At 63.3% G+C, this 25,215-nt stretch carries 26 protein-coding genes; 2 read left to right on the top strand and 24 right to left on the bottom strand.

The window, feature by feature from the left end; genetic code table 11:
• Nucleotides 1-8: 8 nt before the first annotated feature.
• Both FFS30_RS10160 and FFS30_RS10165 read right to left on the bottom strand, forming a co-directional pair.
• Nucleotides 9-818, bottom strand: coding sequence for a DUF1080 domain-containing protein (locus FFS30_RS10160; protein ID WP_137913021.1), 810 nt, complete (start codon nt 816-818; stop codon nt 9-11).
• A 19-nt stretch (nt 819-837) separates the two neighbouring features.
• Complete coding sequence (locus tag FFS30_RS10165) at nt 838-1,773, bottom strand: TIM barrel protein (RefSeq protein WP_249352366.1); 936 nt, start codon at nt 1,771-1,773, stop codon at nt 838-840.
• A gap of 43 nt (nt 1,774-1,816) precedes the next feature.
• Here FFS30_RS10165 and FFS30_RS23815 point away from each other — a divergent pair, with 43 nt between their 5' ends.
• Nucleotides 1,817-1,990, top strand: coding sequence for a hypothetical protein (locus FFS30_RS23815; RefSeq protein ID WP_171014550.1), 174 nt, complete (start codon nt 1,817-1,819; stop codon nt 1,988-1,990).
• Nucleotides 1,991-2,193: 203 nt separating this feature from the next.
• Here FFS30_RS23815 and ilvN read toward each other — a convergent pair whose 3' ends face one another.
• From ilvN to rlmD, 17 genes are all read right to left on the bottom strand, one after another.
• Nucleotides 2,194-2,721, bottom strand: a complete 528-nt coding sequence (ilvN, locus tag FFS30_RS10170; RefSeq protein WP_137913022.1) for an acetolactate synthase small subunit — start codon at nt 2,719-2,721, stop codon at nt 2,194-2,196.
• Between the two features lie 23 nt (nt 2,722-2,744).
• The gene (locus tag FFS30_RS10175) at nt 2,745-3,146 is read right to left on the bottom strand and encodes a GFA family protein (protein ID WP_137913023.1); all 402 of its coding nucleotides are present in this window, start codon (nt 3,144-3,146) and stop codon (nt 2,745-2,747) included.
• A gap of 10 nt (nt 3,147-3,156) precedes the next feature.
• Entirely contained in the window at nt 3,157-5,055 is a 1,899-nt protein-coding gene (ilvB, locus tag FFS30_RS10180; RefSeq protein ID WP_137913024.1) for a biosynthetic-type acetolactate synthase large subunit, read from the bottom strand.
• 160 nt (nt 5,056-5,215) lie between these two features.
• Nucleotides 5,216-6,208: a ketol-acid reductoisomerase gene (gene ilvC, locus FFS30_RS10185; RefSeq protein ID WP_137913025.1), complete on the bottom strand. Its 993-nt coding sequence runs from the start codon at nt 6,206-6,208 to the stop codon at nt 5,216-5,218.
• Between the two features lie 153 nt (nt 6,209-6,361).
• A complete protein-coding gene (gene ilvD / locus FFS30_RS10190) occupies nt 6,362-8,038 on the bottom strand; it encodes a dihydroxy-acid dehydratase (RefSeq protein ID WP_137913026.1) in 1,677 nt (558 codons plus the stop codon).
• 6 nt (nt 8,039-8,044) lie between these two features.
• Nucleotides 8,045-8,746, bottom strand: a complete 702-nt coding sequence (locus tag FFS30_RS10195) for a hypothetical protein (protein WP_137913027.1) — start codon at nt 8,744-8,746, stop codon at nt 8,045-8,047.
• The gene (gene leuB / locus FFS30_RS10200; protein WP_137913028.1) at nt 8,743-9,813 is read right to left on the bottom strand and encodes a 3-isopropylmalate dehydrogenase; all 1,071 of its coding nucleotides are present in this window, start codon (nt 9,811-9,813) and stop codon (nt 8,743-8,745) included. Before leuB ends, FFS30_RS10195 begins: the two co-directional genes overlap by 4 nt.
• A gap of 151 nt (nt 9,814-9,964) precedes the next feature.
• On the bottom strand, nt 9,965-10,543 hold the full coding sequence (gene leuD, locus FFS30_RS10205; protein WP_137913029.1) for a 3-isopropylmalate dehydratase small subunit: 579 nt from the start codon (nt 10,541-10,543) through the stop codon (nt 9,965-9,967).
• 110 nt (nt 10,544-10,653) lie between these two features.
• Nucleotides 10,654-12,060 carry a 3-isopropylmalate dehydratase large subunit gene (gene leuC, locus FFS30_RS10210; RefSeq protein WP_137913030.1) on the bottom strand — a complete coding sequence of 469 codons (1,407 nt, stop codon included), beginning with the start codon at nt 12,058-12,060 and terminating at the stop codon, nt 10,654-10,656.
• 133 nt (nt 12,061-12,193) lie between these two features.
• The gene (locus tag FFS30_RS10215; protein ID WP_137913031.1) at nt 12,194-13,135 is read right to left on the bottom strand and encodes a branched-chain amino acid transaminase; all 942 of its coding nucleotides are present in this window, start codon (nt 13,133-13,135) and stop codon (nt 12,194-12,196) included.
• Between the two features lie 140 nt (nt 13,136-13,275).
• Complete coding sequence (locus FFS30_RS10220; protein WP_137913032.1) at nt 13,276-14,862, bottom strand: 2-isopropylmalate synthase; 1,587 nt, start codon at nt 14,860-14,862, stop codon at nt 13,276-13,278.
• A 521-nt stretch (nt 14,863-15,383) separates the two neighbouring features.
• A complete protein-coding gene (locus FFS30_RS10225) occupies nt 15,384-15,590 on the bottom strand; it encodes a cold-shock protein (RefSeq protein WP_137913033.1) in 207 nt (68 codons plus the stop codon).
• A gap of 170 nt (nt 15,591-15,760) precedes the next feature.
• Complete coding sequence (locus FFS30_RS10230) at nt 15,761-16,510, bottom strand: S-methyl-5'-thioinosine phosphorylase (RefSeq protein ID WP_137913034.1); 750 nt, start codon at nt 16,508-16,510, stop codon at nt 15,761-15,763.
• Between the two features lie 127 nt (nt 16,511-16,637).
• A complete protein-coding gene (locus FFS30_RS10235; RefSeq protein WP_137913551.1) occupies nt 16,638-17,150 on the bottom strand; it encodes a hypoxanthine-guanine phosphoribosyltransferase in 513 nt (170 codons plus the stop codon).
• A gap of 102 nt (nt 17,151-17,252) precedes the next feature.
• On the bottom strand, nt 17,253-18,260 hold the full coding sequence (gene nagZ, locus FFS30_RS10240) for a beta-N-acetylhexosaminidase (RefSeq protein WP_137913035.1): 1,008 nt from the start codon (nt 18,258-18,260) through the stop codon (nt 17,253-17,255).
• A gap of 1 nt (nt 18,261) precedes the next feature.
• Nucleotides 18,262-18,774, bottom strand: a complete 513-nt coding sequence (locus tag FFS30_RS10245) for a CYTH domain-containing protein (RefSeq protein ID WP_137913036.1) — start codon at nt 18,772-18,774, stop codon at nt 18,262-18,264.
• A gap of 124 nt (nt 18,775-18,898) precedes the next feature.
• Nucleotides 18,899-20,194, bottom strand: coding sequence for a 23S rRNA (uracil(1939)-C(5))-methyltransferase RlmD (gene rlmD / locus FFS30_RS10250; RefSeq protein ID WP_137913037.1), 1,296 nt, complete (start codon nt 20,192-20,194; stop codon nt 18,899-18,901).
• 87 nt (nt 20,195-20,281) lie between these two features.
• Here rlmD and FFS30_RS10255 point away from each other — a divergent pair, with 87 nt between their 5' ends.
• Nucleotides 20,282-21,034 (top strand): response regulator, encoded by a 753-nt coding sequence (locus tag FFS30_RS10255; protein WP_137913038.1) that lies wholly within the window; start codon nt 20,282-20,284, stop codon nt 21,032-21,034.
• 21 nt (nt 21,035-21,055) lie between these two features.
• On the opposite strand, the gene recO is transcribed toward FFS30_RS10255, so the two are convergent.
• The 5 genes from recO to lepB all read right to left on the bottom strand — a co-directional run bounded on the left by recO (nt 21,056) and on the right by lepB (nt 25,073).
• On the bottom strand, nt 21,056-21,751 hold the full coding sequence (recO, locus tag FFS30_RS10260; RefSeq protein ID WP_137913039.1) for a DNA repair protein RecO: 696 nt from the start codon (nt 21,749-21,751) through the stop codon (nt 21,056-21,058).
• Nucleotides 21,752-22,022: 271 nt separating this feature from the next.
• Nucleotides 22,023-22,937: a GTPase Era gene (era, locus tag FFS30_RS10270; RefSeq protein ID WP_137913041.1), complete on the bottom strand. Its 915-nt coding sequence runs from the start codon at nt 22,935-22,937 to the stop codon at nt 22,023-22,025.
• A gap of 147 nt (nt 22,938-23,084) precedes the next feature.
• Nucleotides 23,085-23,735 (bottom strand): ribonuclease III, encoded by a 651-nt coding sequence (rnc, locus tag FFS30_RS10275; RefSeq protein ID WP_137913042.1) that lies wholly within the window; start codon nt 23,733-23,735, stop codon nt 23,085-23,087.
• Nucleotides 23,736-24,128 carry a DUF4845 domain-containing protein gene (locus tag FFS30_RS10280; protein WP_249352368.1) on the bottom strand — a complete coding sequence of 131 codons (393 nt, stop codon included), beginning with the start codon at nt 24,126-24,128 and terminating at the stop codon, nt 23,736-23,738. It abuts the gene before it with no gap.
• A gap of 39 nt (nt 24,129-24,167) precedes the next feature.
• Nucleotides 24,168-25,073: a signal peptidase I gene (gene lepB, locus FFS30_RS10285; protein ID WP_137913043.1), complete on the bottom strand. Its 906-nt coding sequence runs from the start codon at nt 25,071-25,073 to the stop codon at nt 24,168-24,170.
• Nucleotides 25,074-25,215: the final 142 nt, after the last annotated feature.

Genomic DNA, 25,215 nt, shown 5'->3' on the forward strand with positions numbered 1-25,215 from the left:
CCTTTTCTCTAATTCAACTTGCGGACCCAGATATTGCGGAAGCTGATCGGCGGCGACGGATCGCCGTGCGCCTGCAGCTTGATTGCGGCGTCGCCGTAGGCTTTGTACTTCGGCTTGCCGATGTACACCGTCTCGCCTTTCAGTTCGTAGTGATCCTGCACGAGCACGCCGTTGTGCAGCACGGTCACGTAGGCCGGACTCTTGAGTGCGCCGTCGGCGGCGAACGTCGGCGCCGTCCAGACGATGTCGTAGCTCTGCCACTGGCCCGGCGCACGCATCGCGTTCGCCAGCGGCGGCGCCTGCTTGTACACACTCGCGGCCTGACCGTTGACGTAGGTCTTGTTGTCGTACGAATCGAGAATCTGGATTTCGTAGCCCTCGTCGCCCGGCCCGGTCGAGGCGAGAAACACACCGCTGTTGCCGCGCGCCTGGCCTTCGCCGGTGATGCCTTGCGGCACCTGCCACTCCAGGTGCAACTGGTAATTCTTGAAGCGCTGCTTGGTCTGGATATTGCCCGTCGTTTTGTCGACGGTGACCACGCCGTCGTGCACTTTCCAGCGCGCGGGCGAGGCATCCTTGGCCGTTTCCCACAGATCGAGATTCTTGCCGTCGAACAGCACGATCGCATCGGCTGGCGCCGCGCCGTCCGTCGCGCCGGGCGCGACGATCTTAGGCACCGGCTCCCACTGCTCGGTCGCCTTCGGATCGGTCGGCGCGGGCGCCGCAGCCTGCGCCTGCGCGAACGAATGACCGGCCAGTGCGAAGGCGAAAACCATTGCGGCCGGCGCGGTGAAAAGACGGGCGTTTCGATTTTTCATAAGCTTGTGGTTCCTGGTCCTAGACGCGGCAGATTTCGACGGCTTCGGCGAACGACACAAACGGATCGGGCCGCGTCGGCATAAATTCGTGGGCGAAATAACCGTCGTACTTCAGGTCGGCGATTGCCGTTGCTATCGCGCGGTAGTTGAGTTCCTGCGTGCCGTTGATTTCGTGCCGTCCCGGCACGCCGCCGGTGTGGAAATGGCCGATCCACTGGATGTTGTCGCGCACCGTGCGGATCACGTCGCCTTCCATGATCTGCATGTGATAGACGTCGTAGAGCAACTTCACGTTCGGCGAATTGACACCCTTCATCACGTCCACGCCGAACGCGGTGCGGTCGCCTTGATAACCTTTGTGGTCGACCTTGCTGTTGAGCAGCTCCAGGCAGATCGTCACGCCGTTCTCGGCCGCGAGCGGTGCGATCTTCGCCAAGCCCGCGATGCAATTGTCGGCCGCCTTGCGTTCGTCGATCGACGGATTGCGGTTGCCGAACATCGCGATCAGGTTTTTCACCCCGGCTTTCTTCGCGAGCGGAATCGCCGCTTCGAGTTCCTTCAGCAGCAGCGCATGGTTTGCCGGATCGTTGAATCCGGTTTCGATGAATTTTTCGCGCTTGCTCGGATAGCCCATCGATACGGCGATGCCACTGTCGTTCACGACGGCCCATTCGTCCGGGAAGATCAGATCGATGCCGGCGAAGCCCATCGTCTTCAGGCGTGCGCACAATTCGGGCAGCGGCGCTTTGGACGTCCAGCGGCACAAGGATTGTTTCAGCCTCCCCTGCGCGACTTTCTGCGGCGCCGCCTCGGCGGACTCCGCTGCCGTCGCGGGCAGCAGCGAGGCCGCTCCTGCACCGACCACTGCGGCGATCGCGCCGAGCGCGGCACGGCGACTGATGCCCGATGTGTATTGCAGCGTCTCTGCGCTTGTCTTCCCGCTCCCCGACTCCACTCAGCGTCCCTCCCGCTTAAGGCTTGCAATGAGTTCGAGAGCCATGCCGTCGCCCACCGGCGGAGAAATCACCGCGCACATCGAGCCACGGTCTGTCGCCGGCAAACTGCGCCACGAACATGGCGGATCTTGGTTCGTCCTCATTATCTTCGCACGTGTTCCGAAGCCGATGGTACCGTTATCACAACGCTTCGACCGCGTGCGCGAAATGCACTGAAGGTCTTGTCGCCGGGAAAGCCGCTTGTGATGCCGAAGACGCGCTCTTCGACGACATACGGCATGCAGAAGGTGCCCAATCGTGGAAACGTTTTCACGCGGCAGCGCAACATGAAAGCTGCGCATGGCGGATTTCCAAACCGCGGAAACGCGCGAGCCGCCTTTCTCGCGCCAACGAGAACGGCGGCTCGACAAGGGGAAACGCTAGGCCGACTGCAGCCGCGGTCGCGGCGAAGCGTGCGACAGCACCGACGCCCCAAGCTCGACCGCAGCCGTGCCGCTGCGTGCCAGCTCGACGATCTCGCCGATCTTCGTGAATGCCGCGAGGAACTCGCCGACCTCGGCGCCGCTGCCGGTGAACTCGATCGTGCGCACGTTGCCCGAGATGTCGATCACCTGCGCGCGCGGATACTTGCGCAGGGCCGCGACGAAGGCGCTCAGCGCTTCGGCGCGCACGTCGAGCTTGAGGATCAGCAGTTCGGTCTCGATATGCTCGCGGCTGGTCAGATCGGCAATTTCGAGCACGTCGATCAGTTTGCGCGACTGCTTGATGATCTGGTCGATCACCGCATCGCTTCCCGCTGTGACCAGGGTCAGGCGCGACACGGCCTCATCGTGCGTTGGCGCGACCGTGAGCGATTCGATGTTGTAACCGCGCGCTGAAAACATGCCGGCGACGCGCGCGAGAGCACCGGCTTCGTTCTGTAAAAGAATAGAAATGATTCTGCGCATGGTGTCAGTCTCCGGAAAGTTTTTCAGGACGCGCGCTCGGCGTATTGCGGAGCGGTGTCGCGAATATCGAACCAGTCGGCTTTCGAGCCGACGAAAATATGTGAGGCAGGCTTGACGGCATACGGCGTGTCGAGCGACCCCGCGCGGATGCGGACCAGATCCGGCAGCGTGTCGCGGCGGCTGAGGATCGGCGAACCGCAGTTCTTGCAGAACACGCGATGCAAGGTCGATTCCGCCTGGTAGAAGTCGCCGAGCATCTCTTCCCCGCCGACGAAGCGGAATGCGGCCGCCGGCACCGTGATCACCGCTGCGAACGCACCGCCGTGCGCCTTGCGGCAACGCTGGCAGTGGCACAGGTACGGCGGCGGCAGGTCGCCGTCGACTTCATAGCGAACCGTACCGCATAGACAGCTTCCGCGATGCATCGCCGGCGTCCTAGAACATTTCCGCCGGCCCGACTTCCTGCCCCGTCGGCTTCTGCCGCGAAGGAATGAAATCGCCGGTGATCATTTCCGCGTAGGCCATGCCGGGACCGACCATCGGATAGACGCCGGCATCGGGATCGATGATGACTTCGAGGAAGGCCGGGCCGTCGAAGGCGACGAATTCGGCGATCACGCGTGGCAGGTCTTCGGGCTTGTCGAGCCTTACCGCATAGGGGAAACCATCGGCCTGGGCGGCCTTGACGAAATCCTTCTTGTGCAGGCTCTTGTCGCTGCCGGAGAAGCGTCCCTTGAAGAACAGCTTCTGCCACTGCCGCACCATGCCGTCGCCGTAGTTGTTGAGCACGACGACCTTGATCGGCAGGTTGTACGTGGTCACCGTCTCGAGCTCGCCGAGGTTCATGCGGATCGAGGCGTCGCCGTCGATGTCGATCACGATTGCATCGCGGCGCGCGAACGCGGCGCCGATCGCCGCGGGCAGGCCAAAACCCATCGTGCCCATCGAACCGGACGTGAGCCACAACCGCGGCTCGCAGAAATCGAAATACTGCGCGGCCCACATCTGGTGCTGGCCGACACCCGTGGCGATGATTGCGCGCCCCTGCGTGTGCTTGTTGATCTCTTCGATCACCGCGTACGGCTGGATCACCGCCGCCTTGCGGTCGAAGTTCATCGCGTAGGTCTTCTTCAGCTCTGCAACTTGCGCATGCCAGCTCGCGTACGCGCCCTGCGCTTTCGGATCGAAGCCGGACTTCACCCCATATTCGCGCAGGCCGTCGAGCGCGCGCACGAGGTCGCCGAGATGGTGCCAGTCGACGCGTTTGACCTTGTCGATCTCGGCCGGATCGACGTCGAGATGGGCGATGAACTTCGCCCCGGCCGCGAACTTGTGCGGCACACCGGCGACGCGATCGTCGAAGCGGCTGCCGACCGCGATAAGGAAATCGCAGTCTTCCACGGCGTAGTTGGCGAACGCGGTGCCGTGCATGCCGAGCATGTGCAGCGACAGCGGCTGCGTCGTGTCGGCTGCGCCGATGCCCATCAGTGTCGTCACCGTCGGCAGGCCGAACGTCTCGGCGAACGCGCGCAGCGCCTGCGCCGCTTCGGCGAGGATCACACCACCGCCGGCATAGATCAGCGGCCGCTTGGCCTTGGCCAGCTCGTCGAAAAACGTCTTGCATGCCGAGGCGTCGAGCGACGACCGCGCGATATCGTCGAGACGCGCGCGATACCCGGGCAACGGCAGGCGCACCGCGCCGTCGAAAACGAGATTGGTGTTCTGCACGTCCTTCGGAATATCGACGACGACCGGGCCGGGGCGGCCGGTACGCGCGATCTCGAACGCGCTACGCAGCGTCGCTTCGAGCTTCGATGCGTCGGTGACGAGGAAGACGTGCTTCGCGCACGCCCCCATGATGCTGCTGATTGGCGCCTCCTGGAATCCGTCGCTGCCGATCGCCGCGGTCGGCACCTGGCCGCAGATGACGACGATCGGAATCGAGTCGGCCATTGCGTCGCGCACCGGCGTGACCGTGTTCGTCGCACCGGGGCCGGAGGTGACGATCGCCACGCCGACCTTGCCCGAGGCGCGCGCATAACCCTGCGCCATGAAACCCGCGCCCTGCTCGTTCGCCGGCACGATCAGCGGCAGCACGTCGCCGCTTTCCGCGGCGGCAGCACCGTTGTTGTGCTTGTGCTCGTGGTTATAGCGGAACACCGCATCGTAGACCGGCAAAATCGCGCCGCCCGAGTAGCCAAATACGACGTCGACGCCCTCGTCGGCAAGCACCTGTACGACGATATCCGCGCCGGTCAGGTTCTTGCCGGCCAGCGGGTGCTTGGCCGGCGTCTGCGTGGTCGATGTCTGCGTCGGTTTGAGTTGTGCGTTCACGACTTTTGCTCCTGTCTTCCCTTCTCCCATCGGGAGAAGGTGCCCAAAGGGCGGATGAGGGAAACACGTTGCGATCTGGAGCGGCAGCGAGCCATGCAAGGCTCTTCCCTCATCCGGTGCTGCCGCGTCACCTTCTCCCGGCGGGAGAAGGAGAGCAAGATCACTTCTGCGCGTTGAGCCAGACCATCTTCGAACGCAACTGCGCGCCGATCTTTTCGATCGGATGGTTGAGGTCGGCTTCCTTGAACTTCTTGTAGTTCGGCAGGCCGGCGTCGTACTCGGCCTTCCATTCGCGCGCGAACTGGCCGGTCTGGATTTCTTCGAGCACCTTCTTCATGCGCTCCTTCGCCGCCGCGTCGACGATGCGCGGGCCGCGCGTGTAGTCGCCGTACTGCGCCGTCTCGGAAATGAAGGTCAGCATCTTGGTGATGCCGCCCTGATAGAGCAGATCGACGATGAGCTTCAGCTCGTGCAGCACTTCGTAGTAGGCGATCTCCGGCTTGTAGCCCGCCTCGACCAGCGTCTCGAAACCCTTGATCACGAGTTCGCTCGCGCCGCCGCAGAGCACGGCCTGCTCGCCGAACAGATCGGTTTCGGTCTCTTCCTTGAAGTCGGTTTCGATCAGCAGCGCGCGCGCGCCGCCGAGGCCGGCCGCGTAGGCCATCGCCTTGTCCTTGGCCTGGCCGGTGACGTCCTGGTACACCGCGTACAGGCACGGCACGCCGCGACCGATCTCGTATTCGGTGCGCACGAGATGTCCCGGGCCCTTCGGCGCGACGAGAATGATGTCGATGTCCTTGCGCGGATCGATCAACTTGAAGTGCACGTTGAGGCCGTGCGCGAACAGCAGGGCCGCGTTCGGCTTGATGTTCTTCTCGATCGCGTTGACGTACAGGTCGGGCTGGACCATGTCCGGCGTCAGCACCGCGACGAGATCGGCCTGCTTCACGGCTTCCGCCGGATCGAGCACGGTGAAGCCGTCGGCCTTCGCCGTGGCGGCCGTCGCGCCGTTGGGACGCAGCCCGACGATCACGTCGAGGCCGGAATCGCGCAGGTTCAGCGCGTGCGAGCGGCCCTGGCTGCCGTAGCCGAGAATCGCAATCTTCGACTTTTCCAGCGCAGCGGTGGTGACGGGGGTAAGTGCAGTAGCCATTTTCTCTTTCTCCACAATGGTAAAAGTAAACAACGAATTCCCAGATGGTCACTCCCGCATGCTTTTGGCAGGAGTCCAGCGACTTTGATCTTGCAACCGTAAGCGAAAGGCACTGGATTCCCGCCAGAAGCGCGCGGGAATGACGAGCAAAAACTAAATCTCCATCACTGCGCCGCGCGACGCCGAGCCGACGCTCTTGGCGTACTTGGCGAGAACGCCGCGTTTGACCTTGGGCTCCGGCGCGACCCACGACTTGCGCCGCGTTTCGAGATCGGCGTCGGTCTCGATCACACGCCGCTCGGCGTCGATCACGATCGTGTCGCCGTCGCGCAGCAGGCCGATGCCGCCGCCGCGCGCGGCTTCCGGAGCGATATGTCCGACCATGAAGCCGTGCGTCGCGCCGCTGAAACGGCCGTCGGTGATCAAGGCGACGTCGTCGCCGAGACCGCGCCCGACCAGCGCCGCGGTCACCGCAAGCATCTCGCGCATGCCCGGGCCACCGGCCGGACCTTCGTTACGGATCACGACTACGTCGCCGGCCTGGATCTTGCCGGCCTGCACCGCCTTGAACGTGTCTTCTTCGCTCTCGAAAACGCGCGCCGTACCGGTGAACTTGAGCTTGCCCTTGCCGGCGAGCTTGAGCACGCAACCCTCGGCGGCGATGTTGCCATAGAGGATCGAGTAGCCGCCGCGCGGCTTGAACGCCTTGGTTACGGGCACGACCACCTGCTGATCCGCCGGCGCCTCTGGCGCGGCATCGATTTCCTCGAACAGACTGCGGCCGGTCAGGGTCGGCGTGTCTTCGATCAGCTTCGCCGCGCGCAACTCTCGCAGCACCTGAGTCAGTCCGCCCGCTTCGGTCATTTCGATTGCGGTGTACTTGCCGCCCGGCATCAGGTCGGCGATTACCGGCGTGGTCTTCGACGCGGCCTCGAAATCTTCGATGCTCAACGCAACGTCGGCTTCGCCCGCGATCGCGAGCAGATGCAGCACCGCATTGGTCGAACCCGCGGTCGCATTGGCGACGCGCGCCGCATTGCGGAACGCGGTCATGCTGAGCACGTCGCGCGGACGCAGGCCGCGCTTGAGGTTCTCCACCGCAATCTCGCCGCAGCGTCGCGCCACTGCGAATTTTTCCGGATCGGTCGCGGCGACGTCGTTGAAGCCGAGCGGCGACAGGCCGAGGGTCATCAGCATCATCGACATCGTGTTCGCGGTGAACTGGCCGCCGCAGGCGCCGGCGCCCGGACAGGCCTTGTGCTCGACTTCGTTGAGCCGCTGGTCGTCGATCTTGCCGGCGCTGTGCGCGCCGACCGCCTCGAACACCTGCTGGATCGTGATCGACTTGCCGTCGAGCTTGCCGAAACCGATGCTGCCGCCGTACAGCGCGACACCAGGGATATTGAGGCGCGCCAGCGCCATCGCCGCCGCCGGAATGGTCTTGTCGCAGCCGCAGAGCACGACCATCGCGTCGAGCGAATGCCCGTCCACGGCCAGCTCGATCGAATCGGTGATCACCTCGCGGCTGATCAGCGACGCGCGCATGCCCGGCGTGCCCATGGCCATGCCGTCGGTGACCGAAATCGTATTGAACTCGATCGGCGTACCGCCAGCCGCACGCACGCCTTCGGCGACATGCTCGGCCAGTTCGCGCAGATTGAGGTTGCACGGCGACACGTTCGACCAGGTGTGCACCACGGCGACGAGCGGTTTCTTGATCGCCGCCTCGTCGAGCCCCGTGCCGTACATCATCGCGCGCGCCGGCGCACGGTCCGGGCCGGACTTCATCACGTCGCTGCGTAGTTTCTTGTTTTCGAAATCAATTGACATGTGTACTCACCTAGAGACGCGCAATGCAGCGAGCCCAGAAATTCCGAGCGTCAAATCAGCAAGGTAGCTTTTTCGTGCATCGGCTATCGAGCTAGCTATGTTCGCGTCGCCGGGTGCCATGCCTAGAGTTCCATCGCTTCCGAGACGGGTATCGATTTGCTGAGTGGCTGGGGAAAGGGATGGATAGAAAACTATGTAAGCCGCGTCGGATCGATCGATCGTGAATCTTGTGTAAAGCGCGAAGTCGCCATGGTCTTGTTTCGCAAAAGCTGGCGGATTCTCAATCGTCTTGATCGTTGTGAAACTCGCATCCAAGAGCAGTGCATTTGCACGAATGAATAATTTATTGTCGAAACGCAGCGCGCTGTATCTCCCGCTTGAAAAGCTCACGAAATCCAATTGATAAGACTTCGCAAACGTTGGCAGCGCGAATCCTTCGATCGGCAGTAGCTGGCCACCGAATTTGTGAACTAGAGAAGCTTCGGTACCAAACTCAAAATCAGAGGATTGTGATTCGATACTTTTCTTGAAAGAAGCCGCACTCCAATCCGCACAGCATTCCGAGAGAGTGCTGATTTTCTGAAACTGATCAGCCAGAAATTTATCCCGTTGTTCTGGCCGCATCGCTTCGGGAGCACATCCAACAAGCGTCAGAGCACATGACGTAGCTAAACCAAACAAAGATAATTTGGACCCCATACGTTTCATGCCGCGACACGCTTATTCGTTGCCGACAGTGCATTAAGCACCGCCGCACCGACTTCCGTCGTCGTCGCATTGCCGCCAATATCGCGCGTCAACGTGCCTTGCTCGATCACTGAATCGACCGCCATCTCGATTTCCTGCGCTTCAGATTCAAGGCCGAGCGAATGACGCAGCAATAGCGCCGCGGAAAGAATCGTGCCAAGCGGATTGGCGAGTCCCTTGCCGGCGATGTCGGGCGCGGAACCGTGGATCGGTTCGTACAAACCGGCTTTGCCGTCGCCGAGCGACGCCGAGGGCAGCAGGCCGAGCGAGCCGGCCAGCGCCGCGGCCTCGTCGGTCAGGATGTCGCCGAACAGATTCTCGGTGACGATCACGTCATAGGCAGACGGACGGCTCAGCAGCAGCATCGCCATCGAATCGACGAGTTGGTGTTCGAGTTTGACGTCGGCGTAGTCCTTGGCGACGCGATCGACGGTCGAGCGCCACAGGCGCGAGGTTTCGAGCACGTTGGCCTTGTCGACGTGGGTGACGTGGCTGCGGCGTGCACGCGCGAACTCGAACGCGCGGCGCGTGGCGCGCTCGATCTCGGCGACGGTGTACTTGCATTCGTCGGTCGCCGTGTCGGCCGTGCGCGTCTTCGCGCCGAAATACGCGCCGCCGGTCAGTTCGCGCACGAACAACAGGTCGACGTTCTGCAGCTTCTCGTTCTTCAGCGGCGACAGCGCAGCGAGCTTCGCGTGCACACGCACCGGGCGCAGGTTGGCGTAGACGCCGAGCGTCGCGCGCAGGCCGAGCAGACCCTGCTCCGGGCGCACCTTCGCATTCGGATCGGACCACTTGGGACCGCCGACCGCACCGAGCAGGACGGCATCGGCCGATTTGCACGAGGCGACCGTCGCCGGCGGCAGCGGATCGCCGTGCGCGTCGATTGCCGCGCCGCCGATCAATTGCTCATCGAAAGCGAAGTCGTGGCCGTGCTTGGCCGCGACCGCGCGCAGCACTTCGACCGCGGAGGCGACGACTTCGGGGCCGATGCCGTCGCCGGGGAGTAAGGTGATTTTTGCTTTCATGCTTCTCTCTTGATCTTCCCTTCTCCCATCGGGAGAAGGTGCCGAAGGCGGATGAGGGAAGAGCCTTCCACGCATCCACGCCAAAATTTAGTGAAACTCGCTTCCCTCATCCGGCGCTTCGCGCCACCTTCTTCCGGCGGGAGAAGGGAAGCTATGCAGCCATCGCCCGCTCGAACGCCGCGATCTGCGCCTCGTGCTGCAGCAGGAAACCGAGCTGGTCCACGCCCGCGAGCAGACAATGCTTGGCGAACGGCTCGAGCGGGAATTCGATCTTGCGGCCGTCTGGCAACGCGATCGTCTGCGCGGCGATGTCGACCTCGAGCTCGATGCCCGGATGGTCGAGCAGATACTTGTGGTCGGCCTCGGCGAGGACGACGGCAAGCAGACCGTTCTTCAGCGCGTTGCCGCGGAAGATGTCGGCGATCTCACTCGAAAATACCGCGCGAATGCCATAGTCGGTCAGCGCCCACGGCGCATGCTCGCGCGAGGAACCGCAGCCGAAGTTGCGCCCAGCGATGAGGATTTCGCAGCCGCGCGCTTCGGGTTTGTTCAAGGTGAACTCAGGGTCTTCGCTGCCGTCGGCGCGATAGCGCCAGTCGTTGAACAGCGACTTGCCGAGGCCGGTGCGTTCGGTCGTGGTGAGAAAGCGCGCCGGGATGATGCGGTCGGTGTCGATGTTCTCGAACGGCAGCACGGCGGTGCGGGAGTGGATATGGGTCAGTGGTTTCATGGTCAGTTTTCTTGTGAGCGGGTCAGCAGTGAGCGGTTAGCGGAAGGAGCGGAGGCGGCTGGGCTGTTCGCTTTGCCGCTCACCGCTGACCGCTATTCCGCTCACTGCTCTCATGCCGCCTCCGAAATATATTGAGCCGGGTCTGCCACAACGCCGGCGAGCGCTGACGCGGCGGCGACAAGCGGACTCGCAAGCACGGTGCGCACGCCCGGCCCCTGGCGGCCCTCGAAATTGCGATTGCTCGTCGAGACGACGAGCTGGCCCGGTTTGCCGATGTCGCCGTTCATGCCGAGGCACATCGAGCAGCCCGGCTCGCGCCATTCAGCACCTGCGGCACGGAAGACTTCGTGCAGACCTTCTTTTTCCGCGTCGCGCTTGACCTGTTCGGAGCCCGGCACGACCAGCATGCGCACGCCGTCGGCGACCTTGCGCCCGCGCAGCACGCTCGCTGTCGCGCGCAGATCGGACAGGCGTCCGTTCGTGCAACTGCCGACGAAGACGAGATCGACCTTGGTGCCCGCGAGCTGGTGGCCGGCTTCGAGTTTCATGTAGTCAAGCGCGCGTTGTTCGAGTGCATCCTTCGCGCCCGGCACCGGCGCATTCAGCGCGATCACCATGCCCGGATTGGTGCCGTAGGTAACGCTCGGCTTGACGTCGGCCGCATCGATCACGACTTCGCGATCGAACGTGGCGCCCGGATCGGATTTGAATTTGCTCCAGCGTGCGACTGCGGCATCCCACTCCGCGCCCTTCGGCACACGCTCGCGCCCCTGCAGGAATTCAAACGTGGCCGCATCGGCCGCGATCAGGCCCGCTTTCGCGCCGGCCTCGATCGACATATTGCAGACGGTCATGCGCTCTTCCATGGTCAGCGCTTCGATCGCACTGCCGCGGTACTCGATCACGTGGCCGGTGCCGCCGTTCATGCCGATCTTGCCGATGATGTGCAGGATCAGGTCTTTCGCGGTCACGCCGCGCGCGAGTTTGCCGTCGACCGTGATCGCCAGCGACTTCGGCTTGCGCTGCAGTAGACACTGCGTTGCGAGCACATGGCCGACTTCGGTCGTGCCGATGCCGAACGCGAGCGCACCGAACGCGCCGTGCGTCGAGGTGTGGCTGTCGCCGCAGACGATCGTCATGCCGGGTTGGGTCGCGCCGAGTTCCGGGCCCATCACGTGGACGATGCCGCGGTTCGAGCTGTCCCAGCCGTACAGGTGAACGCCGAATTCTTTGGTATTCGCTTCGAGCGCAGCGACCTGGGCTTCGGTCGCCTTGTCGAGATACGGGCGCTTGCCGCTCGCGTCGGGAGGCAGGGTCGGCGTGGAGTGATCCATCGTCGCGACGATGCGGTCGGTGCGGCGCACCTTGAGTCCGCGCGAACGCAGCTCGGCAAACGCCTGCGGCGAGGTGACTTCATGCACCAGATGCAGATCGATGTAGAGGATCGCGGGAGTCGCCGCGGTTTCCGCAGCGACCTGGTGCGCATCCCAGATTTTGTCCAGCAGGGTTTTGGCCATTTGTGCGTGCTTACTCACAGGAAAAGTCTCTTTGCCACGGATTGCGCGAATAACACGGATAGAGCAAAAACTGACTGATCGGTCCGCCTCTGATCCGTGTTCATCCGTGAAATCCGTGGCCCACCGCTTCGTCTTATGCGGCCACTTTCTTCTGGTCGGCCGAGACCGGCGTCAGCCAGCCCCACTCGTCCTTGGTCGTACCGTCGAACAAACCGAAGAACGACTTCTGGATCGCCTTCGTGATCGGACCGGGCTTGCCCTCACCGACCGGCTTGCGGTCGACCGAACGCACCGGCGTCACTTCCGCGGCGGTGCCGACCATGAACACTTCGTCGGCGGTATACAGCGCTTCGCGCGGCAGATCGCGTTCGTGCACCTCGTAACCGAGCTTGCCCGCGAGGGTGATCACCGTATCGCGCGTGATGCCGGCGAGGATGCTCGCGCTCGTCGATGGCGTGATGATCTTGCCGTTGCGAATGATGAACAGGTTTTCGCCGGCGCCTTCGCTGAGCAGGCCGTTGTAGCCGAGCGCGATGCCCTCGTGATAACCGTGGCGCTTGGCCTCGAAGCCGATGAGCTGGCTGGAAAGATAGTTGCCGCCGGCCTTCGCCCACGACGGAAAGGTGTTCGGCGCAGCGCGGTTCCACGAAGACACGCAGACGTCGGCGCCCTTCTCGATCGCTTCGCCGAGGTACGCGCCCCATTCCAGCGCCATGATCGCGACATCGACGCTCGAACCTTCCTTCGGCATCACGCCGAGCGGACCGGCGCCGCGGAACACGAGCGGGCGCACGTAGGCCGACTTCATCTTGTTCGCAACGATGACCTCGTTGCAGGCGTCGTTGATCTGCGCCTCGGTATAGCCGATATCGATCTCGTAGACCTTGGCCGACTCGAACAAGCGGCGCGTGTGGTCGGCAAGGCGGAAGTACTGCGGCCCGTGCGGCGTCGCGTAGACGCGCTCGCCCTCGAACACGGACGAACCGTAGTGCAGCGCGTGCGCGGTGACGTGCACGGTCGCTTCGTTCCAGGGTTTGATCTTGCCGTTGTGCCAGATGTAGTCGGTGGTTTTCATGAGCTGTCCTTCTTCAATTCGTAAAGCGGTTTAGATACGGAGTGACACGGACGAACACGGATGGAGCGAAAGCAAATCGCCGCAGGGAATTTTACTCCGATCCCCAGCGCCATCTATCCGTGCTTCTCCGGGTCCCTTCGTCATGCCGACTTCGCCACCAGCGGCAGCGCCTGTCCGGCCTTGATGCGTTCGATACGGTTGACCACCTCGAGTGCGGCGAAGGCCGAGGCCTCGACGATATCGGTCGAAACGCCGCGGCCGATCAGCTCGCGCCCGCCGTGGCTGACGGTCAGCGTCGCCCGCCCCTGCGCGTCGGCGCCATAGCTCAGCGAACGGATCTGGAAATCGACGATGTCGAGCGTCGTGCCGGTCGCGCGCTCGATGGCGCGCAGCATCGCGTGCACGGGGCCGTCGCCGAGCGAACCTTCGGTCTCGCCGACGCTGCGCCCGTCTTCGTTGCGCAGGCGCACCGAGGCCGAAGCGCCGCCGCCGAGATGCGAGGTGGCGTGCAGCTGCTCCAACGTCCACGGGCCGAGCGCGGCCGGGTCCTGGCCGAGCACGAGCGCGTCGAGATCGCTGTCGAACACTTCTTTCTTCTTGTCCGCCAGCGCCTTGAAGCGCGGGAAAATCTCTTCGACCTGGGCATCGTCCACTTCGTAGCCGAGCGATTTCAGCCGGTCGCGTAGCGCGTGCTTGCCCGAATGCTTGCCGAGCACGAGCTGGGTCTTTTCGACACCGACGTCCTCGGGCCGCATGATCTCGTAGGTCTCGCGGTTCTTCAGCATGCCGTGCTGATGGATGCCCGATTCGTGCGCGAAGGCGTTCTCGCCGACGATCGCCTTATTGCGCGGGATCGTCGAGCCGGTGACATTGGCGAGCAGGCGAGCAGTCGGATACAGCAACGGAGTACGGATACCGGTCTCGACATTGAACTTGTCGGCGCGCGTGCGCAGCGCCATGACGATTTCTTCGAGAGCCGCGTTGCCTGCGCGCTCGCCGATGCCGTTGATCGTGCACTCGACCTGGCGCGCGCCGGCGGCGACCGCGGCGACGCTGTTGGCCACGCCGAGGCCGAGGTCGTTGTGGCAGTGCGAACTCAGAACCACCTTGTCGATGCCGCGCACTTCGCGCTTCAGGCGCGCGAACAGCGTGTAGATTTCCTCGGGCGTCGTGTAGCCGACCGTGTCGGGCACGTTCACCGTCGTCGCGCCGGCTTCGATCATCGTCGACAGCACTTCGATCAGAAATTCCGGTTCGGTGCGGATCGCGTCCTCGGCCGAGAATTCGATGTCTTCGCAGAACTGGCGCGCGTGGCGCACCGCTTTTGCGCCGGTCTCCAGCACCTGTTCGCGGCTCATGTTGAGCTTGTGCCGGCGATGCAGCGGGCTGGTTGCGAGGAAGATATGGATGCGCTTTTTCTGCGCCGGTTCCAGCGCACGCGCACAAGCCTCGATGTCGCCGAACTGGGCGCGGGCCAAGCCGGCGATGATCGGGCCGCGGATTTCCCTGGCGATCGCCTGCACGGCGTCGAAATCGCCCTCGGAGGCCTGCGGAAACCCCGCTTCGAGCACATCGACGCCGAGTTCGGCCAGCGCGTGCGCCATATGCAGCTTCTGCGGCCGGCTCATCGAAAAGCCCGGCGACTGCTCGCCGTCGCGCAGTGTGGTGTCGAAGATGCGTACTCGCTCGCGCGAGCCGGCTACGGCAGGATCGTTGCTGGAATTCATGGCACTGCAAACCTCGAAATACTGGAGTTCCACCCGCACCGCACTGCGATGCGACCGACCATCCCTGGTCCTTCGACTCTGGTAATGCCTTACGTGTCGCTTAAACGAAAAACCCCGCACTCGTCGCCGGGTGCGGGGTTTTGGATTCTTCGCCTGTTTCTACTTTCTCAGACGCACCCTAACCCGCACCTCCGGTGCTAATAAGTACGAGTACGAGAATAAGCAGGCCGCGAACGCCGGCAGCCGAGCCCTTGAGGCTGGAAACGAGGCTGCGGTGGCTGTTGCGTTGCGTCATGCAGCAAACGTAAACGATGCGCGGAGGCCTGTCAACACCCTGTAGCAAAGTTTTTCCCGCCGGGCGCAAAGATACGCCGGCGCACGGCGGAGCGAAGTACGGATTTCTATACGTTTTTACGGCTGGACGTCCAAATACGCCAATGGACCGCTTTCGACACTTCGCCAGCCGCAGAACGAAAAAGCCCGCCGAAAGGCGGGCTTCATCGCAACGTTGCACGAAGGACTCACTTGACCGGCTGTACCGCCGACGCCTGCGAGCCTTTCGGACCCTCCACTACTTCGAAACTGACCTTTTGACCCTGCTGCAAACTACGGAAGCCTTGAGAATTGATCGCCGAATAGTGCACGAACACATCCTCGCCGCCGTCTTCAGGGGCAATAAAGCCGAACCCTTTTGCATCGTTGAACCATTTCACAGTACCGGTGCGCATTTACGACCTCGACACAGTTGGGATATGTGCCGGAGCCGCGGCCCCTTCCCCTTTGTGCAGATCCGACACAACGAAAGTATAACGCCGAATTTACAAAAAATTGCAAGAGTGGCGTATTGATGACTGTGTCGCGGAAATCCGCCCCCGTTCGCGCCTGTGCGTGTACCCGGTCAGGCCAGCAGAGCGGAGATGATCGGCGGAACCTTGGCCGTGGCCGCTTCGAGGTGGGCAAAGATCTCGGGCAGGCTGATTTCGGGTGCGGCGTCGCCCTCTGGGCAGCCGGCGGCCCAATTGGCCACGACGGCAACGCAGGCATAATCGAGCTGCAGCTCGCGCGCGAGCGCGGCTTCGGGCATGCCGGTCATGCCGACCAGGTCGCAGCCGTCGCGGCGCATGCGTGCGATCTCCGCCCGGGTTTCCAGGCGCGGGCCCTGGGTTGCGCCATAGCAGCCGCCGTCGACGACATCGATACCGGCGCGCTTCGCCGCCGTGAGCACCCGGCCGCGTAGGGTCGCGCTATAGGGTTCGGTGAAATCGATATGCTCGACCTTGGCGCCATCGCTATCGCAGAAACTGGTGATGCGGCCGTGGGTGTAATCGATGACCTGGTCCGGCACGGCGAGCACGCGCGGGCCCATGTCGGCGCGGATGCCGCCGACTGCGTTGACGCCGAGCACGCGCCGCGCACCGAGGTTGTGCAGCGCCCAGATGTTCGCGCGGTAATTGATCCGATGCGGCGGGATCGAATGCCCGCTCGCGTGACGCGCGAGAAAGGCCACGCGCTTGCCGCCGATCTCGCCGAGCGTGATCGCATCGGATGCCGCGCCGTAGGGGGTCTCGACGGCGCGCTTTTCTACTTTTTCCAGGCCCGGGAAGTTGTACAGGCCGGTGCCGCCGATGATTGCGAGTTCAATCTGCACGGTTTTTCCTATTAAGAGCTTTTTGGCCACGGATTGCACGGATAAACACGGATAGAGCTAGATTTTTTGATGACTTTTTCTTGATCCGTGCTTATCCGTGCAATCCGTGGCGAATCTTGTTTTGCTTCTACAGCGCGTAGATACCCGCGAGATTGCGTCCCTGCTCGTGGAAATCCATGCCGTAGCCGAACACGTAGCGGTCCGGCACGCGTACGCCGACGAAATCCGCGCGCAGGTCGGGCGTGGCGCGGTCGTGACGCTTCTCGCAGAGCACCGCGATCAGCACGCGCTTGGCGCCTTCGTCGATGCAGAAATCGCGGATCGCCTTGAGCGTATGGCCCTCGTCGAGAATGTCGTCGACGAGCAGCACGGTGCGCCCGGTCAACGGCACCCGCGGCTGCTTGACCCAGAGCAGGTCGTGGCCGCGCGTGCCGCCGCGGTAGCGCGTCGCATGCACATAGTCGAATTCGAGATCCGAGGGAATCGCCAGCGCGAGCACGCCGCCGAAGATCAGGCCGCCGTTCATCACGGTCATGAAAACCGGCACGTCGCCTTCGAGCGCGTCCTCGATCTCCTTGCCCAGGGTCTTGATCCGCCCGGCGAGTTCTTCGCCGGAAAACAACAGCTCGGCGGTCTTCATCGCTTCGGCGAGCACAGGTCTGTCAGTCACGCTCCGCTCCTTACCATTGAAATGCTTTCACTGAAAAATCCATCCACGGATGGACGTCATCGATCTTCGCGATCAGGGAAGATCGTTCAAACTTTGCATATTTTCGACAAATCTCGCGCGTTGCGGATTGTCGATCATCTCGTCCCAATTTTGCGCAACGCCGCCGAGCAGGCTCCTGAGGCGTTGCGGGTCGAACGGCGTGGCTCCGCTCGTCGTCGCGAGCGATTCGGCGACGATCTCGGGCTGGCAGGCCAGGATCAGATCGCAGCCCGCGGCGTGGTGCGCCTCGATGCGCGCGGCGATACCGCCTTCGCTGCCGCCTGCGGCCATGCTGATGTCATCGCTAAACACCGCGCCCTTGAAACCGAGTTCGCCGCGCAGAATGTCGCCGATCCACACGCGGGAAAAGCCGGCCGGCTTCTCGTCGACCTGCGGATAGACGACGTGCGCCATCATCACGCCTTCCGCGCCGGCGACGATCGCGTCTGCAAACGGCTGCAGATCTTCAGCGCGGATCTCGGCCGGCGTGCGCGCATCGACCGCGCGATCGACGTGCGTGTCTTCGAGCACCGATCCATGCCCGGGAAAGTGCTTCAAGGTCGCGGCCATGCCGGCCAGGCGCATCCCGCGCTGATAGGCCAATCCGAGTTCGGAGACGACTTCCGGCCGCGCGTCGAATGCGCGCGTGCCGATCGCGCGATTGCCGCGGCCGAGATCCAGCACCGGCGCGAAGCTCAGATCGACGCCGATCGCGCGCATTTCGCTCGCCATCACCCAGGCATGTTCCTCGGCGCGCGCCAGCGCATGCTGCGGATCGGTTTGGTACAGCGCGCCGATCCGCGCCAAGGCGGGCAGTTCGGTAAAACCCTCGCGGAAGCGTTGTACGCGGCCACCTTCCTGGTCGACACAGACGAGAAATTCGTCGCCACGCACGCGGCGTATGTCCTCGATCAGCGCCGTGACTTGTTCGCGCGAGACGAAGTTGCGCTTGAACAGCGTCACACCGACGGCCTGCGGCGCAGCAAGCTGCTCGCGTTCGTCGTCGCTGAGTTCGAGCCCGGACAAGCCGATGATCAGCACATCATTCTCCGGCCCGTTCGCGCTCGCTCCAGCGCGAATACGGGTATTGCAACAAGTTCAGATTGTAGTAGCGCAGATGTTCGCTGACCTCGCGCCCGAGCCATTCGGGCTTCGCGATCGCCTGGTCTGCCGACTGCAGCTCGACTTCAGCGACGACCAAGTCGGCGTTGTCGCCGAAGAATTCGTCGACCTCGAACATCAGGCCCGCATGCGGCACATAGTGGCGCACTTTTTCGACGACGCCGTTACAGAAGTCGCGCAGCATGCGCTCGGCGTCGGCGACCGGGATCGGATAGTCGTACTCCTGTCGGGCAACGCCGAGCGTCGCCGACTTGATATTGAGCCACGCCTTGTCGCCGCCGATGCGCACGCGCAACGAGCAGCGCGTGCCGGTCTGCGTCGCGACGAGGCTCGCATCTATCAGATAGCCCTGCACCATGCGCTGCGCGCGGGTCGCCTGCGCACGCCATGCGTCGCTGGTCACCAGAAATTTACGTTCGATTTCAATAGCCATAAAAACTCTTTGTCACGCATTTACACAGATGACCACTGATCAAAACAACCACGGCTCAAGACTTTTGCGTTATCCGGTTTTATCCGTGTAAATCCGTGGCAAAAACGCTTGCCGCTTTCTGTCCTCATCTTTCAAACAGAGCAATCGATTCGACGTGCGCGGTATGCGGGAACATGTCCATCACGCCCGCACTCTTCAGCTTGAATCCATGCTTGTCGACGAGAATGCCCGCGTCGCGCGCGAGCGAGGCCGGATGGCAGGACACGTAGACGACCCTGTGCGCCGACTTGCGCGGCAGATATTCCAGCAGCGCATCGGCACCCGAACGCGGCGGATCGAGCAATACCAACTCGTAGTCGGCCTTGGCCCACGCCGTCACGCGCTGATCGGCGGCGAGATCGGCGCTGTAGAACGTCGCGTTTGCGATGCCGTTCTTGGCCGCGTTGTCGCGTGCACGCTGCACTAGGCCGGCTTCGCCCTCGACGCCGGTCACCTCGGCGGCGCGACGCGCGAGCGGCAAGGTGAAATTGCCGAGGCCGCAAAACAGGTCGAGCACGCGGTCGCCCGGCTGCGGATCGAGCAGCGCGAGCGCGTGGTCGATCATGCGCCGGTTCATGCCGCCGTTGACCTGGATGAAATCGAGCGGCCGGAAATCGAGCGTCGCCGCGTACGCCGGCAGTTCGAAATTGAGCTGTGCCGCAGCCGGCCACAGCGGCGCCACGCTGTCGATGCCGCCTGGCTGCAGAAAGATCGCGAACGAATTCGCCTGACCGAACGCGATCAGCGCCTGAGTGTCGGCGTCCGACAAAGGCTTGAGATGGCGGAATACGAGCGCGATCAGATTGTCGCCGGCCGAGACTTCGATCTGCGCGATCTCGCGCTTGCCTTCGAGCGATTCGAGCATCGCGGTGATCTCGGCGATGCGCTCGCCGACCGCGGGATGCAGCACTTCGCAGCGCTCGATGTCGGCGACGTAGCGGCCGTTGGTTTCGCGGAACCCGACCAGCATGCGCCCTTTCTTCTCGACGAATTTCGCGCTGAGGCGCGCGCGGCGCCGATAGCCCCACGGCGAGTCGGTCAGCGGCGCGAGCACGGTCTCCGGCTGTACTTTGCCGATGCGCTCGAAATTCTCGAACAGGGCGCGCTGCTTCGCGGCAATCTGCGCGGCCGGTTCGAGATGCTGCAAGGCACAGCCGCCGCAGGTGCCGAAATGCTTGCAACGCGGCTCGACGCGGTCGGGCGACGCACGCAGCACTTCTTCGACCACGGCTTCGTCGTAATGCCGATGCTTGCCCGCATAGCGCAGGCGCACGCGTTCGCCGGCCAGTGCACCCGCAACGAAGACCGCCTTGCCGGCGATGTGCGCAACGCCACGGCCATCGTGGATCAGGTCGGTGATATCGGCTTCGATCGAAGTCATGGAACAACCGCAAAGTGGGCCGAATATGATACCAGCCCGGCCTGCTCCGCCGATCTTGCGGCGGGATCGGGCTGTTATAGTCGTTCGATGGAACTCGCCAATCCTGTGCGCATCCTCGTCGCCGACGACGATCCGGTCAGCCTGCAATTCCTCGTCACCGCCCTGCGCGAACTCGGCTGCGAAGTCGTCGGCGCTGCCGACGGCGGCGAAACTCTCGCCGCGTGCGCGCAGTCCCGTTTCGATTTGCTTCTGCTCGACCGCCGCATGCCCGATCTCGGCGGCGCAGCCCTGCTCGGCGAATTGCGCCGGCGCGGATGCACGGATACGGCGATCGCGACGAGTGCCGAACTGGATGCGGCGGCGCGTGCCGAACTCGACGAGGCTGGATATATCGACGCGGTAGCGAAACCGATCGGCGTCGAGCGGCTTGCGGCCCTACTTGCGGCACAACTGCCGCAATGGCGCCGCACGGGCGACGGGCGCACCGCAGCGACACAGACGAAACCGCGGGATATGACCACTGCGTCTGCCGTGCTCGAGGACGGCCCGGCGCTGGCCAGCGTCGGTGGAGACGCGCAGACCTTGCGCGCTCTGCGCGGTCTTTTCGTCACCGAACTCGAGGCGGCATTGCCGCGTATCGCCGACATGCCAGCCGACGAACTGGGCGCGTGGTTGCATCGCCTGCGTGCCTCGTGCCGCTACTGCGGGGCGATACGTTTGCTTGAATGCGTCGAACGCCTCGAACTCTCACTGAAGCAATCCGCAATGCGCGGCGATGCCGAAATCGATGCCCTGCTCGACGCTGTATCGCTGACCATCGGCGCTTTGCGCGAAGCCTGACTGCGCACACCGCGCAGACCGCTAAACCAACATGCTCCACGAACGCAGCTCGCCGCCGTCGAGATGGCCGGCGATCACCGCGCGCATCAGGCGCCGCAGCGACGGCAGATGCTCGCTCGCCGGCATTTCGTCGCGCGCGAGCGCCAGCAGCGCCGCGCCGCGCAGGCGCACGCCGTCGCGCGTGCCGTGCCAAAGCTCCGGGCCGTGCTCGTGGCGGTAGCCGTAATCGGCCTCGGGATTGAGCGCTGCGCCGCTATCGCCTTCGACATCGAGCACGAGCCCATAACCGAGGTGCCCGAGCAGGTCGCGCTCGAAGCGGCGCAGGGTCCAGGCCTGCGGCTCACCGCGTGCGAGCCGCGCCAACGTCTCGGCATAGTCGGCAAATAGCTCAGGCTGCGGGTCTTGGCGCGGCGTGATGCGCAGCACGAGTTCATTGAGATAGAGAGAGCAGAACAAGGCATCGCCCGCGAGATCGAAGCCCGGCGCGATCGCCTCGACCTGGGTCAACGTAGCGAGCTCGCCGCGCCCGTTCCAGCCGAGCTGGATCGGGATCAGGGGCTGCAGCAGCGCGCGCGGAGTCCGTGCACGTTCACGCCGTACGCCTCGCGCGATCAGGCCGATCCTGCCGTGGTCGCGCGTGAGGCATTCAAGCAGCAGCGAGGTCTCGCGGTAGGCGCGCGCGTGAAGGACGAAGGCGGGTTGCTGTTCGGTGCGCAAGGAATGTGCGGTGAGCGGTGAGCGGTGAGCGGTGAGCGGTGAGCGGTGAGCGGTGAGCGGTGAGCGGTGAGCGGTGAGCGGTGAGCGGTGAGCGGTGAGCGGGAAAAGCATATAGCTCTGTCATTCCAGCGAAAGCTGGAATCCAGCTTTTATTCGTGGCGTTGAGAATCAGGTGCTGGGTTCCAGCTTTCGCTGGAATGACGAGCAACTGCATATTCCGCTTACTACTTACCCCTACTGCATCCTCCGCCCACCACTTGCCTCTAACCCCTCATTCCCCGTAGCCGAATTGGCGCAATGCGTTTTCGTCGTCCGACCAGTTCTCACGCACTTTGACCCAGAGCCGCAGATGCACGCGCCGGCCGAAGAGGCGGTTCATCGCCAGGCGCGCAGCACTGCCGATTGTCTTGAGCTGCTCGCCGCCCTTGCCGATGACGATCGCCTTCTGTCCTTCGCGTTCGACCCAGATCGCCGCGTTGATCTCGCTCATGCCGTCTTCGCGATCGGTGAAGGTCTCGATCTCGACCGTCGCCGCATACGGCAGCTCCTGGCCGAGCCGCAGCATCAATTGTTCGCGAATCAGCTCCGCGGCGAGAAAGCGCTCGCTGCGGTCGGTGAACTCGTCTTCGATGAACTGCGCGGGCCCGACCGGCAGGCGTTCGATGATCGCGCGTTCGAGCGCATCGATGCCGTCGCGGCGCCGCGCCGAGATCAGGAACACGCCCGCGTAAAAACCGTCGCTGCCGACCTTCTGCAAGAAGGGCAGAAGCTGCTTCTTGTCTTTCTGCGCATCGACTTTATTGAGCACGAGCAAACGCTGCTGCGACGAGTCCGACAATATGTTGCGGACCGTCTGATCCTCGTTGGTCCAGCGCCCTGCTTCGATCAAATGTACGCAGACATCGGCTTCGCCGACCGCACTGCGCGCGGCGCGGTTGAGCTGACGATTGATCGCGCGCGCGCCGTCCGCATGGAGGCCCGGCGTGTCGAGCAGCAGAATCTGCCCGGCGGGTTTGGTCACGATGCCGAGTATGCGGTGCCGCGTGGTTTGCGGTTTCGGGCCGATGATCGACAGGCGCACGCCGACCAGGGCATTGACCAGGGTCGACTTGCCGACATTCGGCCGGCCGACGATGGCCGCGGTGCCGCAGCGATGATCGCCGGCGGTGGAAGGGATTTCAGTCATGTGCGGAATAATTCTCGACGTAAATCTGAGCGGATTCTCGCGGATAAAATCGAATAAAGCGAAACAGGATAAGTTCAGGCCTCTGCCGCTGCGGCGATCCGCGCTTATCGTTTCCTGCCCGTTCCGGTCCGCCTTCGCGGCTCTTCATCACGCCGATTGCAGTAGCGCCAGCACGGCCGTCGCTGCGGCCTGCTCGGCCGCCCGACGGCTGCTGCCGCGGCCCTCGGCGCGCAAATCGCGTGACTCTATGCGGCATTCCACGTCGAATATACGCGCATGGTCGGCACCGGTGGTCGCGACCAATTCATAGCTCGGCAGCGGCTCTCCGCGCGACTGCAGCCATTCCTGCAATCGCGTCTTCGCATCCTTGTCGTCCATCGCCGCCGCCTCGGCTAGGCGAGGCGCGACGAGCTTGCGCACGACCTCGCGGCAAGCCGACCAACCGCCGTCGAGATAAACCGCGGCGACCAGGGCCTCGAACGCGTCGGCAAGGATCGAATCGCGGCGGAATCCTCCGCTCTTCAGCTCACCGGGCCCCAGATGCAAGGCATCGCCGAGTTCGAGTTCGCGCGCGATCGCGGCAAGCGCCGGCTCGCTGACCAGGCGTGCACGCAATCGCGTCAATTCGCCCTCGGCGGCCTTGGGAAATTCGTCGAACAACAGTTCGGCGACGATCAGGTTGACGAGAGCGTCGCCGAAGAATTCCAGACGTTCGTTGTTGCCGGCGCCGACGCTGCGGTGAGTCAGCGCGCGTTCGCGCAGTTCGGCGTCGGCAAAGTGGTACGCAAGGCGAATCAATCAGTACCCCGTGTTGACGCCGCCCATGTTTTCCGAATGCTCGAAATGCACGACCAGGGAGACGTTGTACAGAAAAGGGATTTCCTTGTCGTAGGTGACTTGCAGGATGCGCGCGCCGCCCTGGGTATTGAGCTTGATCGCGCTCGGCGGCACGGTCTTGTCGCCGACGTATTGAAGATTCAAATTGAAACCGAGCTTGCCGCGAATCTGCTCGATCGGCATGTTCCCTGCGCCGGCGTCCTCGGCAACCGATTTCATCGCCCTGACCACGCCGAAATACTCCATGTAAGTCGGCACCAGCAGCATTCCCGCATAGGCGAAGAAGCCGACGACCGCGAGCACGATGAGAAAGCCGATGAGACTGAGACCGTGTTGCCGATTGCGCATTCGCATGATTCGTCCCCCGTCAGGAAAACCGATTTCTTCGAAGCCTTACTTTATCAGCGTACCGAGGCGTTTGAAGTCGATGCCGTCGTCCCAGTTCATCCAGATCACGAAAGCGCGGCCGACCAGATTCTGTTCGGGCACGAAGCCCCAGTAGCGGCTGTCCTCGCTGCAATCGCGGTCGTCGCCCATGGCAAAATAGTGGCCGGCCGGAACGACCCACGTGCCTTCTGCACCGCGCTGGTTCGGCATGTGCAGGATACGATGGGACACTTCCGGCAGCATCTCCTGCTTGATCTCGGAACCCATCAGATTGCAGGTGTTCGGATCGTGGCTGAAAGGCCCGCCGAACGGCCCTATGTCGGTCTGCGGAATCTCTTTTTCGTTCACGTACAGAGTCCGATCGCGGTACGTGATGGTGTCGCCCGGCAGGCCGATCACGCGCTTGATGTAGTTCATCTTCGCCACGGGCGTGTTCTGCAGCGAGCCGCAGGAGCGCTGCATCTGCACTTTGCGGCCGTTGACCGTGCACTCGAAGCCCGGGTAGATGAACACGAAAACGTCGCCGCGCTTCGGCGAACCGACGTCGAAGAATTTGGTATTCAGCACCGGCAGGCGCAGACCGTAGGAAAACTTGTTCACGAGGATGAAATCACCGATCTGCAAGGTCGGGATCATCGAGCCGGACGGAATCTTGAACGGTTCGGCGAGGAACGAGCGGAACGTCAGCACGATCAGGATCACCGGGAAGAACGAGCGCGCATACTCGACGATCGCCGATTCGCGCATCGCCTCGGCATTGCGTTGCTCGCGCTCGGCCTTGGTGCCGCCGAGCTTGGAAAGCGCTTCGGCGCGCGCGACGCGGCCCTTGTAAAGAAACAGGCGGTCGAACAGCCAAATAATGCCGGTGACGAAAGTCAGTGCGACCAGCAGCAGTGCAAAATCGAAATCCATCACGGTTCCTTTCGGTACGAACCCGGGTCTATCTCTAGTCTCTCCTTCCCGCGCCTGTGGAAGAAGGTGCCGAAGGTCATCGCCGGCAAGATTGCAGGGTTGCTGCGAATCTTGTCCAGTGGGCACCCCGCGCACGCAGATT

This window comes from Rudaea sp. 3F27F6 (genome assembly GCF_005503555.1).
GTDB lineage: Bacteria > Pseudomonadota > Gammaproteobacteria > Xanthomonadales > Rhodanobacteraceae > Rudaea.

Excerpts from the sequence above, each read along its gene's own strand:
- FFS30_RS10160 (WP_137913021.1), bottom strand. The coding sequence starts at position 818 with ATGAAAAATCGAAACGCCCGTCTTTTCACCGCGCCGGCCGCAATGGTT.
- FFS30_RS23815 (WP_171014550.1), top strand. The coding sequence starts at position 1,817 with ATGCCGTCGCCCACCGGCGGAGAAATCACCGCGCACATCGAGCCACGG.
- ilvN (WP_137913022.1), bottom strand. The coding sequence starts at position 2,721 with ATGCGCAGAATCATTTCTATTCTTTTACAGAACGAAGCCGGTGCTCTC.
- FFS30_RS10175 (WP_137913023.1), bottom strand. The coding sequence starts at position 3,146 with ATGCATCGCGGAAGCTGTCTATGCGGTACGGTTCGCTATGAAGTCGAC.
- ilvC (WP_137913025.1), bottom strand. The coding sequence starts at position 6,208 with ATGGCTACTGCACTTACCCCCGTCACCACCGCTGCGCTGGAAAAGTCG.
- ilvD (WP_137913026.1), bottom strand. The coding sequence starts at position 8,038 with ATGTCAATTGATTTCGAAAACAAGAAACTACGCAGCGACGTGATGAAG.
- FFS30_RS10195 (WP_137913027.1), bottom strand. The coding sequence starts at position 8,746 with ATGAAACGTATGGGGTCCAAATTATCTTTGTTTGGTTTAGCTACGTCA.
- leuB (WP_137913028.1), bottom strand. The coding sequence starts at position 9,813 with ATGAAAGCAAAAATCACCTTACTCCCCGGCGACGGCATCGGCCCCGAA.
- leuD (WP_137913029.1), bottom strand. The coding sequence starts at position 10,543 with ATGAAACCACTGACCCATATCCACTCCCGCACCGCCGTGCTGCCGTTC.
- leuC (WP_137913030.1), bottom strand. The coding sequence starts at position 12,060 with ATGGCCAAAACCCTGCTGGACAAAATCTGGGATGCGCACCAGGTCGCT.
- FFS30_RS10215 (WP_137913031.1), bottom strand. The coding sequence starts at position 13,135 with ATGAAAACCACCGACTACATCTGGCACAACGGCAAGATCAAACCCTGG.
- FFS30_RS10220 (WP_137913032.1), bottom strand. The coding sequence starts at position 14,862 with ATGAATTCCAGCAACGATCCTGCCGTAGCCGGCTCGCGCGAGCGAGTA.
- FFS30_RS10225 (WP_137913033.1), bottom strand. The coding sequence starts at position 15,590 with ATGCGCACCGGTACTGTGAAATGGTTCAACGATGCAAAAGGGTTCGGC.
- FFS30_RS10235 (WP_137913551.1), bottom strand. The coding sequence starts at position 17,150 with ATGAAGACCGCCGAGCTGTTGTTTTCCGGCGAAGAACTCGCCGGGCGG.
- FFS30_RS10245 (WP_137913036.1), bottom strand. The coding sequence starts at position 18,774 with ATGGCTATTGAAATCGAACGTAAATTTCTGGTGACCAGCGACGCATGG.
- rlmD (WP_137913037.1), bottom strand. The coding sequence starts at position 20,194 with ATGACTTCGATCGAAGCCGATATCACCGACCTGATCCACGATGGCCGT.
- FFS30_RS10255 (WP_137913038.1), top strand. The coding sequence starts at position 20,282 with ATGGAACTCGCCAATCCTGTGCGCATCCTCGTCGCCGACGACGATCCG.
- era (WP_137913041.1), bottom strand. The coding sequence starts at position 22,937 with ATGACTGAAATCCCTTCCACCGCCGGCGATCATCGCTGCGGCACCGCG.
- FFS30_RS10280 (WP_249352368.1), bottom strand. The coding sequence starts at position 24,128 with ATGCGAATGCGCAATCGGCAACACGGTCTCAGTCTCATCGGCTTTCTC.
- lepB (WP_137913043.1), bottom strand. The coding sequence starts at position 25,073 with ATGGATTTCGATTTTGCACTGCTGCTGGTCGCACTGACTTTCGTCACC.